The sequence below is a fragment of the Sphingosinicella sp. genome (genome assembly GCF_052387495.1).
Classification (GTDB): Bacteria; Pseudomonadota; Alphaproteobacteria; order Sphingomonadales; family Sphingomonadaceae; genus Allosphingosinicella.
In genome coordinates this window covers 1-10,399 of sequence record NZ_JBQTJC010000010.1, presented here as the reverse complement: position 1 = coordinate 10,399, position 10,399 = coordinate 1, and the positions used below count along the sequence as shown (strand labels likewise).

General features: G+C 68.1%; 11 protein-coding genes. 9 read left to right on the top strand and 2 right to left on the bottom strand.

What is annotated here, in order from left to right:
- On the top strand, positions 1–384 hold a 384-nt coding region (locus tag ACT4N8_RS00825), incomplete at its 5' end, for a DUF2846 domain-containing protein (protein WP_444856237.1).
- Between the two features lie 4 nt (positions 385–388).
- Here the strand turns inward: ACT4N8_RS00825 and ACT4N8_RS00820 are convergent.
- Positions 389–985 (bottom strand): peptidylprolyl isomerase, encoded by a 597-nt coding sequence (locus tag ACT4N8_RS00820; RefSeq protein ID WP_444856236.1) that lies wholly within the window; start codon positions 983–985, stop codon positions 389–391.
- A 79-nt stretch (positions 986–1,064) separates the two neighbouring features.
- Here ACT4N8_RS00820 and putP point away from each other — a divergent pair, with 79 nt between their 5' ends.
- From putP to ACT4N8_RS00795, 5 genes are all read left to right on the top strand, one after another.
- The gene (putP, locus tag ACT4N8_RS00815) at positions 1,065–2,576 is read left to right on the top strand and encodes a sodium/proline symporter PutP (RefSeq protein ID WP_444856235.1); all 1,512 of its coding nucleotides are present in this window, start codon (positions 1,065–1,067) and stop codon (positions 2,574–2,576) included.
- An 83-nt stretch (positions 2,577–2,659) separates the two neighbouring features.
- Positions 2,660–3,253, top strand: a complete 594-nt coding sequence (locus ACT4N8_RS00810; RefSeq protein WP_444856234.1) for a PAS domain S-box protein — start codon at positions 2,660–2,662, stop codon at positions 3,251–3,253.
- A 69-nt stretch (positions 3,254–3,322) separates the two neighbouring features.
- Positions 3,323–4,027, top strand: coding sequence for a hypothetical protein (locus ACT4N8_RS00805; protein WP_444856233.1), 705 nt, complete (start codon positions 3,323–3,325; stop codon positions 4,025–4,027).
- Complete coding sequence (locus ACT4N8_RS00800) at positions 4,024–4,470, top strand: GNAT family N-acetyltransferase (RefSeq protein WP_444856232.1); 447 nt, start codon at positions 4,024–4,026, stop codon at positions 4,468–4,470. Before ACT4N8_RS00805 ends, ACT4N8_RS00800 begins: the two co-directional genes overlap by 4 nt.
- Before the next feature lie 91 nt (positions 4,471–4,561).
- Positions 4,562–5,002 carry a GIY-YIG nuclease family protein gene (locus tag ACT4N8_RS00795; RefSeq protein ID WP_444856231.1) on the top strand — a complete coding sequence of 147 codons (441 nt, stop codon included), beginning with the start codon at positions 4,562–4,564 and terminating at the stop codon, positions 5,000–5,002.
- Between the two features lie 64 nt (positions 5,003–5,066).
- Here ACT4N8_RS00795 and ettA read toward each other — a convergent pair whose 3' ends face one another.
- Positions 5,067–6,740, bottom strand: a complete 1,674-nt coding sequence (gene ettA, locus ACT4N8_RS00790; protein WP_444856230.1) for an energy-dependent translational throttle protein EttA — start codon at positions 6,738–6,740, stop codon at positions 5,067–5,069.
- 105 nt (positions 6,741–6,845) lie between these two features.
- On the opposite strand from ettA, the gene ACT4N8_RS00785 reads away from it, so the two are divergent.
- Genes ACT4N8_RS00785 through ACT4N8_RS00775 form a run of 3 tightly spaced genes read left to right on the top strand, consistent with a single transcriptional unit; the run spans position 6,846 to position 10,385 of the window.
- Positions 6,846–8,291 (top strand): M20/M25/M40 family metallo-hydrolase, encoded by a 1,446-nt coding sequence (locus ACT4N8_RS00785; protein WP_444856229.1) that lies wholly within the window; start codon positions 6,846–6,848, stop codon positions 8,289–8,291.
- 16 nt (positions 8,292–8,307) lie between these two features.
- Complete coding sequence (locus tag ACT4N8_RS00780; RefSeq protein WP_444856228.1) at positions 8,308–8,889, top strand: YfiR family protein; 582 nt, start codon at positions 8,308–8,310, stop codon at positions 8,887–8,889.
- A complete protein-coding gene (locus ACT4N8_RS00775) occupies positions 8,886–10,385 on the top strand; it encodes an ATP-binding protein (protein ID WP_444856227.1) in 1,500 nt (499 codons plus the stop codon). Before ACT4N8_RS00780 ends, ACT4N8_RS00775 begins: the two co-directional genes overlap by 4 nt.
- The last annotated feature ends 14 nt before the right edge of the window (positions 10,386–10,399 follow it).

Here is a 10,399-nt window from a genome sequence, read left to right as displayed (position 1 = left end):
GCCGCCGAGGCTGACGCCCTCGCTTTGCGCCCGTCGCCCGGCAAGGGGCGGATCTACGTCATCCGCCGAGGCTTCGCCGCCGCGATCCAGGGCATGAACGTGGCGATCGACGGCCGCCTCAAGGGGCAAATCCGCTCCGGCCATTTCCTGATGGCCGAACTCGATCCCGGCACTTATCGCGTCGACGTCCGCATGGCGCGCGGCGGCAAATCGACCGAGTCCGCGCTCGACGTGACCGTCGCGGAAGGGCGCAACCAGGTGATCCACGTCCTCTTCGAAATGGGCGCGATCACCGGCTCGTCGAAGATGACCCCGATCGAGGAAAGCAAGGCGACCGAGGCGCTCGCCGGCGCCAAGATGATGACTTGGTCAGAGGGCACTTAGACCCCTAGTCCAGCCGGCGCGCGGTAACGACGCGGATGCGCGGGAAAAGCATCTGGCCGCGCATCACGCCCTCCCCTTCGGTCGGCGAGGTCGGCGCGGCGAGGATGCGCCGGGCCACGTCCATGCCCTCGACGACGCGGCCGAACACGGCATAGCCGAGGCCGTCGCCGCTCGCCGAAGCGGGACCGGCGTCGAGATAGACTTGCGGGCCGACCATGATCGTGAAGTCGCCCTGCGCGCTGCCCGGCGCGAAGCGGGGCACCGAGAGCGCGCCGTCGACATGGGAGAGGCCGGTCTCGCTGGTCGGCTCGTGCGCGATCGGCGGGAACAGCCGACGCGGATCGCGCACCCCGCCCTGGATCAGGCCGGCGCCTTCGCCGGTGCGCATCGCCCGGTAGAATTCGGTCCCGTCGAGGCGCCGGCCATCGACATAGCGCAGGAAATTGCCGGCGGTGATGGGCGCACGCGCCGTGTCGAGTTCGAGGACGATCCGGCCCGCATCGGTCTCCAGCGCCACGCGCGGGAGCGCCTGCGGCGGTTGGGCCTGAGCCGTCGCTCCGAACAGCGCGAGCGCCACGACAATCAAAATCCGTTTCAGCATGCTTGCGTCCCGTTCCGCCGATTTGCGTCCGCGTCCTCGATATGCTGGAAGCGGCGGGCAGCCAAGAACGGAGAATGACATGGAGACCGGGGCGATCGTCTCGCTGGGCGTCTATTTCGTCGCGATGCTCGGCATCGGCCTGTGGGCCTGGTGGAAATCGACCGACGACATCAACGGGTATCTGCTCGGCGGACGCAAGCTCAGCCCGGCGGTCGCGGCGCTTTCCGCCGGCGCCTCCGACATGTCGGGCTGGCTGCTGCTCGGCCTGCCCGGCGCGGCCTTCGTCGCGGGGCTGAGCGCGACCTGGATCGCGATCGGCCTCTTCGTCGGCGCCTTCGCCAATTACCTGATCGTCGCGCCGCGGCTGCGCGTCCACACCGAGTATACCGGCGACGCGATCACCATCCCCGAATATTTCGAGAAGCGCTTCGACGACAGGAGCCATGCGCTGCGCGTCATCGCCTCGGTCGTGATCATCATCTTCTTCACGCTCTACACCTCGGCCGGCATCGTCTCGGGCGGCAAATTGTTCGAAAGCGCGTTCGGCGCCGATTATGCGCTCGGGCTCTGGCTCACCGCCGGCGTGGTCGTCGCCTATACCCTGTTCGGCGGCTTCCTCGCGGTCAGCCTCACCGATTTCGTCCAGGGCTGCATCATGTTCGTCGCTTTGGTGCTGCTCCCAGCCGTCGCTTTCGGCCAGCTCGACTGGGAGTTCACCGGCGCGCTCGTCGCGGCCAATCCCGGCGCGTTCGACATGATGGCGAACATGACTTTCCTCGCGATCGTCTCCTCGCTCGCCTGGGGCCTCGGCTATTTCGGCCAGCCGCACATCATCGTGCGCTTCATGGCGGTGCGCTCGGTCCGCGATGTCCCCGCGATGCGCAATATCGGCATGACCTGGATGGGCGTCGCTTTGGTCGGCGCGGTCGCGACCGGGCTGATCGGCGCGACCTATGTCGCGCGCACCGGCACGCCGCTCGAAGACCCCGAGACGATTTTCATCCTGCTTGCCGACGTCCTGTTCGATCCGCTGATCACCGGCTTCCTGCTCGCCGCCCTGCTCGCCGCGATCATGAGCACGATCTCCTCGCAGCTGCTCGTCTCCTCTTCCTCGCTCACCGAGGATTTCTACCGCATCTATTGGCGGCGCGGGGCGAGCCAGCGCGAGCTGGTGACGGTCGGGCGCATCTGCGTCCTGATCGTCGCCTTGGTCGCAATCTGGCTGGCCTATGATCCGGAGAATACCATCCTCGGCCTGGTCGCCAATGCCTGGGCGGGCTTCGGCGCGGCCTTCGGGCCGATCGTCATCCTGGCGCTTACCTGGAAAAGGCTGACCCGCAACGGTGCGCTCGCCGGCATCCTTGTCGGCGCCGCCACCGTGCTGTTCTGGATCTATGCGCCGGTGCTCGACGGCGGCGCGGTCTTGAGCTCGATCCTTTACGAGATCGTCCCCGGCTTCCTCCTCTGCGGCGCGACCGCGATCCTGGTCAGCCTGCTCGGCACGCCGCCGCCGGCGCACGTCGTGCGCACCTTCGAGGAAAGCGAGGCCGAGCGGAGGGCCGCCGGAAGCGGGAAAGCCGCGCAGGAGTAACAGAGGCACTCCGTTCGTCCCATGCGCGGAACCGCCGAACCTGATCTGCGTTAAGCAGGATTCGTATGGGGGCAAGGACCGACATGGACGCACCGCGCGCAATCGTCCGCGAGCTTGGGCGGGGGCAATCGACCGACGAAATGCTGGCCGCGGTGCTGGCCGCGGCGTCCAACGGTCATGAAGCGCTGGGCGAGACGCTAGAAACGCTGGACGCGCCGATCTACGTCACCGACGCCGAGGGCTGGGTGACCTCGTTCAACAGCGCCTGCATCGACTTCGTCGGGCGTACGCCGGTCCCCGGGCAGGACCGATGGTGCGTCACCTGGCGGCTCTACACCGAGCAAGGCGACCAACTCCCGCACGATTGCTGCCCGATGGCGGTCGCGATCCGCGAGGCGCGGCCCGTCCGTAACGTCGTCGCGGTGGCCGAGCGGCCCGACGGCACCCGCGTCATGTTCCTCCCCCATCCCACCCCCATCTTCGATGTCGACGGCGCGCTGACCGGCGCGGTCAACCTGCTTGTCGACGTCACCGACCGGCGCCAGGCCGAGGCGCTCGACGTCCAGGCGGCGCGCTGCCGCCGCCTCGCCCAGTCGCTGACCGACACGCGCACGGTCGAGACGCTGAGCGCGATGGCCGCCGAATATGAGGAAAAGGCGCGCAACCTGCGCAACTAAAGCGTGGCTTTGCCGCGCACCTCTTATTCATGCTAACGGATCCCGGACATTGCCAATCGGGGGGTGATCATGCGCGGATGCGCAATGCTCGCGGTCGCGGCGACCTGCCTTGCAGGCTGCGAAGTTTCCTTCACCGCGGATAATGTCAGCGTCGGCCAGGTCAGGGGCAATGTCTCGACCTCGGCGCCCGCCGCGACGCGGACCTTCGTCAATTCGCGCGACACCGCCCGCTCGGCCCCGCTGCAGCAATATTATGTCGATTTCTCGTTCGACTACCCCACCAGCTGGTCGATCACGGCGCAGCCCAATGACGGTACTGCGCAGAACTTCGTGCGAGTCGCGGCGCCCCTGCTCGACGGCTACGAGCCCTTCGCGGTCCATGTCGGCTATGCCTATGGCAGCGGCGATGCGGCGGCCGACCGGCGCGACCTCGAAGGCTCCCTTCCCCAGTTCGCCGAGCAATTCGGCCGCAATTTCCAGAATTATCGCGTCGTCTCGGTCGGCACCGACCGGGTCGCCGGGCAGGAGACGCTGAACTGGCGCTTCACCGCGACCGCGCCGGGCGTCAGCGGCGGCGCGCCGGCGCAGGTCTTCGGCCGCGGCGACGTCCTGCTCCCGCCCGGGGCGACGCGCGGCGTCTCGATCATCAGCATCGCCACCAGCCGCACCAATGAGGTCGCCCGGGCCGAGGATGTCGGCGAGACGGGCACGCTCGCCGCCGTGCTCGCCAGCTTCCGCCTCGGCGGCGAAGTCAGCGGCCGCGGCGACGAATGAGCGCGGTCCGGGTCGCGGTCGCGCCGCTGGGAGAGGAGGACCGCGCCGAATGGGAGGCGCTCGCCCGCGGCTACAAGGCGTTCTACGAGACGGTTCTTCCGGATGAGGATTATGACCGCGTCTGGCGGCGGCTGCGCGCCGGCGAGGAGATTCACGGCATCGGCGCGCGCCTCGACGGCCGTCTGGCCGGCATCGCCCATTACCTCTTCCACGCCCAGACCTGGTCGCCCGACTGCTGCTACCTGCAGGACCTGTTCACGGCAGAGGACGCGCGCGGCAAAGGCGTGGCTACCGCCCTGATCGAGGCGGTCGCCGGCGCCGCTCGCGCGCGAGGCGCCGCCAAATTCTACTGGCTGACCAAGGAAGACAATGTCCCTGCCCGCGCGCTCTACGACCGGATCGCGCGCTGGAAAGGCTTCATCCGCTACGATTTTCCGCTGTGAAGGACGCGCGCGCGAGTGTCCCGTAGGCGACGGCGCACCCGGGGCCGGACGCATTGTCGGTCGTCATGCCGGGCTTGACCCGGCATCCGCCTTGTCCTTCGGTCCGGCGATGGATCGGCAACCCTGCGTCTACATCCTGGCGCGAGCGTCCCACAGCACCCTCTATACCGGCGTCACCTCCGATCTGCCCGGTCGGATTTGGCAGCACCGGGAAGGTGCCGTGCGCGGATTCACCCGGCGATACGGGATCAAGCGGCTGGTATGGTTCGAGATTCACGAGACGATGGAATCGGCGATCCTGCGAGAGAGGCGGATCAAGCGCTGGCCGAGGGCGTGGAAATACGACCTGATTGCCGAGCGCAACCCGAGTTGGCGCGATCTCGCCGAGGACCTTGGCTTCGATCCGCTGCCGCTCAAGCTGCAGGCGGATCCCGGCTCAAGGCACGGGATGACGAAAGCCATGCTCATCCAGATAGTCACCCCGGCCTTGAGCTGGGGTCCGCCCGTCTTCCCAAAACCGAGGAAAAGATAAGGCAGATGCCGGGTCAAGCCCGGCATGACGAATTCGATGCCGTTCGCGGGATGGTAATCGCGCGTTAGCGCGTCAGCTTCCGGTAGGTCACCCGGTGCGGGCGGTCCGCTTCGGGCCCCAAACGCCGCCGCTTGTCCTCCTCATAGGCCTCGAAATTGCCTTCGAACCATTCGACGTGGCTGTCGCCCTCGAAGGCGAGGATGTGGGTGGCGAGGCGGTCGAGGAAGAAGCGGTCGTGGCTGATGATCACGGCACAGCCGGCGAAATTCTCGAGCGCCTCCTCGAGCGCGCGCAGGGTCTCGACGTCGAGATCGTTGGTCGGCTCGTCGAGCAGGAGGACGTTGCCGCCTTCCTTGAGCATCTTGGCGAGGTGGACGCGGTTGCGCTCGCCGCCGGAGAGCTGGCCGACCTTCTTCTGCTGGTCCGGCCCCTTGAAGTTGAAGGCGCCGACATAGGCCCGGGTGCCGAGCTCGTGCTTGCCGAAGCGGAAGATGTCGAGCCCGTCCGAAATCTCCTCCCAAACATTCTTGTTCGGGCTCAGATGATCGCGCGACTGATCGACATAGCCGAGATGCACGGTCGGACCGATCTTGATCTCGCCCGAATCCGGTTCTTCCTGGCCGGTGATCAGCCGGAACAGGGTGGTCTTGCCGGCACCGTTCGGGCCGATCACACCGACGATGCCGCCCGGCGGGAGCGAGAAGCTCAGTTCGTCGAACAGCAATTTGTCGCCATAGGCCTTTGAGACATTGTCGACGTCGATGACGTTGCCGCCGAGCCGCTCGGGCACCTGGATCAGGATCGCGGCCTTACCCGGGGTGCGGTTCTCCTGCGCCTCGACCAATTCGTCGAAGGCGCGGATGCGGGCCTTGGATTTGGCCTGGCGGGCCTTGGGCGAGCGGCGGATCCATTCGAGCTCGTCGTTGATCGCCTTCTGCTTGCCCTGCTCCTCGCGCTCCTCCTGCTCCAGCCTCTTAGCTTTCTTCTCCAAATAGCCGGAATAATTTGATTCGTAGACGTAGTAGCGGCCGCGGTCGAGCTCGAGCACCCAGTTCACGACATTGTCGAGGAAGTAGCGGTCGTGGGTGACGAGGATGACGTTGCCGGGATAGTCGACGAGGTGCTTTTCCAGCCATTGGACGCTTTCGGCGTCGAGATGGTTGGTCGGCTCGTCGAGCAGCAGGATGTCCGGCTTTTCGAGTAGCAGCCGGGTCAGCGCGACCCGGCGCTTCTCGCCGCCGGAGAGGTTGTCGACCGAGGCGTCGCCGGGCGGGCAGCGCAGCGCGTCCATCGCGATTTCGAGCTGGTTGTCGAGCGTCCAGCCGTCGACCGCGTCGATCTTTTCCTGGAGATCGCCCATCTCGGCGCCGAGGGCGTCGAAATCGGCGCCCTCCTCGCTCATCTCGGCGACGATCGCATTGTAGCGGTCGACCAGATCGGCGACGGGGCGGACGCCCTCGCGGACATTCTCCATCACGCTCTTGCTTGGATCGAGCTGCGGCTCCTGCTCGAGATAGCCGACGCGGATCCCCTCGCCCGGCCAGGCCTCGCCGGAAAATTCGGTGTCGCGGCCCGCCATGATCTTCATCAGGGTCGATTTGCCCGAGCCGTTTGGGCCGACGATGCCGATCTTGGCGTCGGAATAGAATTGCAGGCTGACATCGTTGAGCACGGGCTTGGGGGCGCCCGGGAAGGTCTTGGTCATGTGCTGCATGACGTAGCTGTACTGGCGGGCCATGGCGGCGCGGTCTCCATTGGGTGTGATGCTGACAGGATTGGCGCCCACCTAGCGGCGCACTGTTGGCTTGTCACCCGGGCAGCGCAGCGGCTAGGCGGCGTTCCCATGAAAAAACTGCTTCTGCTCGTCCTCGCCCTTCCCTCCCTAGCTTTCGCCCAGCCCGCCGCCGATCAGGCCGCCGCGATGCGCGATGCCGCGCTGAGCGGGGACACGCTTGCCTGGGAGCTGCTCGAAAGCCTGACCACCGAGGTCGGCCCGCGTCTGGCCGGGACCGAGGCGGAGGGACGCGCGCGGGAGTGGGCGGTGCGGCGGCTGACCGAATTGGGCTTTTCCAACGTCCATGTCGAGCCGTTCGAGATGGAGGTCTGGGTGCGCGGCGAGGAGCGGGCCGAGATCGTCGCGCCCTTCCCCCAGCCGCTCGCGATCACCGCGCTCGGCAATAGCGGGGCGACCCCGGCGCGCGGGATCGAGGCGGAGGTCGTCCATTTCGACAGCGTCGCGGCGCTCGAGGCGGCGCCCGACGAGACGGTGCGCGGGCGGATCGTCTTCATCACCCACAACATGCAGGCCAATCAGGACGGGTCCGGCTACGGCCCGTTCGGCGCGCCGCGCCGCGCCGGGCCGAGCCTCGCCAGCCGCAAGGGCGCGGTCGGAATCGTGATCCGCTCGATCGGCACCGATTATCACCGCAACCCGCATACCGGCGTGCAGAACTGGGCCGACGGCGTCCGTCCGATCCCCGCAGGGGCGCTCTCGATTCCCGACGCCGAGCAGCTCCAACGCATCCTCGCCCGCGCAGGCGAGCGGCCGGTGCGGATGCGGCTCGTTCTCACCCCGCGCAACATCGGCCAGCGCCAATCGGGCAACGTGGTCGCCGAGGTTCCGGGGAGCGACCCGCAAGCCGGCGTGATCGTGATCGGTGGCCATCTCGACAGCTGGGATCTCGGCACAGGCGCGATCGACAATGCCGCCGGGGTCGCGATCACCACCGCTGCCGCGCACCGGATCATGCAGGCGGGCCAGCCGCGGCGGACGATCCGCATCGTCCTGTTCGGGGCAGAAGAGGTCGGCGTGTTCGGCGGCACCGCCTATTTCGAGCGACACCGGGGCGACGGCAATGTCGTGCTCGTCGTCGAATCCGATTTCGGCGCCGACCGGGTGTGGCGGTTCGCCACCAATTTCACCCCGGCCAACGCCGACCTCGGCAGCCGCATCCAGGCGCTGCTCGCGCCGCTCGGCATCGTCCGCGGCCGCGACCGCGCCAATGCCGGCGCCGATCTCGGCGCCTGGGCGACGGCCGGCGTGGCGGCGGTCGATCTCAACCAGGACGGCACCCGCTATTTCGATTATCACCACACGCCCGACGACACGCTCGACAAGGTCGATCCGGCCCAGCTCCGCCAGAACATCGCGGCCTGGACCGCGGTGCTCGCGGCGGCGGCCAACGCGCTCGAGCCGATCGCGGCGCCCGGCCCGGCGCCGGGGAGGAAGCGGCCCAAAGCTAGACCTTTGCGGCCTCACCAACGAAGAGCAGCGCCCCGGGGGCCGTGATTGCCGAGGCTTGCGCTTGACCTGCACCCGTAACCCCCTCTTCCTGCTTGCGGCCGCCCTGTGCCTCCTGCCGCAGCCGGTGCCCGCTCAGGACGGGCTGGCGGCGACGGCGCGGCCAGGGCCAGCCTATTCGGCCGAGGAGGCGGTGAAGGCTGGCTTCCTGCCCAAATTCCCGCGCTACGTGAGCTGGCCGGCGGCGCGGATGCCCGAGGGCCGCGAGCCCTTCCAGCTCTGCGTGATCGGCCACGACCCGTTCGGGCGGACGCTCGATCAGGCGGCGGCGGCGGAACTGATCGGCGGGCGCGGCGTCACGGTGCGGCGGCTGCCGGGAACGGAGGGTGCCGAGATCTGCCATGTCGCCTATGTGCGCGGCGCCGGCCCCGAGGAGACCGGGCGGCTGCTGCTCGCGCTCAGGGACCATGCCATTCTCACCGTCACCGACGCGCGCGCCGGCCCACAGCGCGGGATGATCCATTTCACCGTCATTCGCGGCCGGGTGCGGTTTTTCGTCGATGAGGTGGCGGCGGCGGCGCGCGGGTTGACGATCAGCTCGCGGCTGCTCGCGCTCGCAGTCGGCGTGCGGCAGAGGCGGTCATGAGGGGCCGGCTCGCCCGTCTTTCCGAGCGCAGCAACGCGCCGGCGACGATCCTTGTCTTCGTCGTCTTGCTGGTGCTCGCCGGCGTCGGCGTGATTGTCCAGAACGAGGCCACCTATCGCGACCTCCAGCAGCAGGAGACTCGGGTCCAGGCCGAGATCCTCGCCGCCAGCGTCAGCGCCGCGCTCGATTTCGGCGACGCCGCCGCGGCGCAGGAGGGCGTCAACGCGATCCGGGTTAACCGTCAGGTCCGCACCGTCGGCATTTACAATGCCGAGGGGCGACTGATCGCCGGCTACGGCCGCGACGGCGCCAACCCGAACGAGCGGATCGAGGACGGAATTCGCGGCGACGTCATTGCCGCAACGGTGCCAGTCGAGAGCGGCAGCGAGCGGATCGGCTCGGTCTATCTCGCCATCGACCGCGAGCCGCTGTCGCGCCGCATCTCGCGCTATTTCCTGATTGCCCTGCTGGTCGCGCTCGCGGTGATCGTGGTGATCGTGCTGAGCCAGGCGCAGGCGGCGCTGAGGCGTGCCAATCGCGAGCTCGAGGAACGCGCCGACGCGCTCGTCCAGGCCAATGCCGAACTGAAGGTTCAGATTGCGGAGCGCGCCAAGGCCGAGGACGAACTGCGCCAGGCCCACAAGCTGCAGGCGCTCGGCCAGCTCACCGGCGGCATCGCGCACGACTTCAACAATCTGCTCACCGTGATCCAGGGCTCGGCCGACATGCTACGCCGGCCGGGAATCAAGGACGACAAGCGTATGCGCTTCGCCGAGGCGATCGTCCAGGCGGCGTCGCGCGCCGCCGCGCTGACCGGACAATTGCTCGCCTTCGCCCGCCGCCAGCCGCTCCAGCCCGAGGTGATCGACGTCAATGACCTGATCTGCGGCATGGTCGACCTGCTCGACCGGACGCTCGGCGAGCGGGTTAATGTGGTCACCGCGCTCGGCCCGAGCGCCTGCTCGGTCGAGGCCGACCGGGCGCAGCTCGAATCCGCCTTGCTCAACGTCGCCGTCAATGCGCGCGACGCGATGCCCGACGGCGGGGATATCACCCTTGCGACAGCGCTTTGCGACGAATTGGAGGGCAGAATGATCGCGATCTCGGTCCGCGACAGCGGGCTTGGCATGGACGAGGAGACGCTCGGCCGCGCGATCGAGCCCTTTTTCACGACCAAGGGCACGGGCGAGGGCACCGGCCTCGGCCTGAGCCAGGTCTACGGCTTCGCGACGCAATCGGGCGGGGACGTCCGAATTGACAGCGCGCCCGGCGAAGGCACGACCGTGACCTTGCTACTGCCGTGCAGTGGCGCGACCGCGGCGACGCGCGGCCAGGAAGCGCTCGGCCCGCTTGTCTCCCGGCGGCAGGGCCGAATCCTCCTCGTCGAGGACAATGACGAGGTCGGCGAGTTCGCTGAAATCCTGCTCGGCGAGCTCGGCCACGACGTCCAGCGCGCCCACTCTGGCGTCGAACCGTTCGCGGCGCAGCATTTGTAGCGCCTTGACGCCAG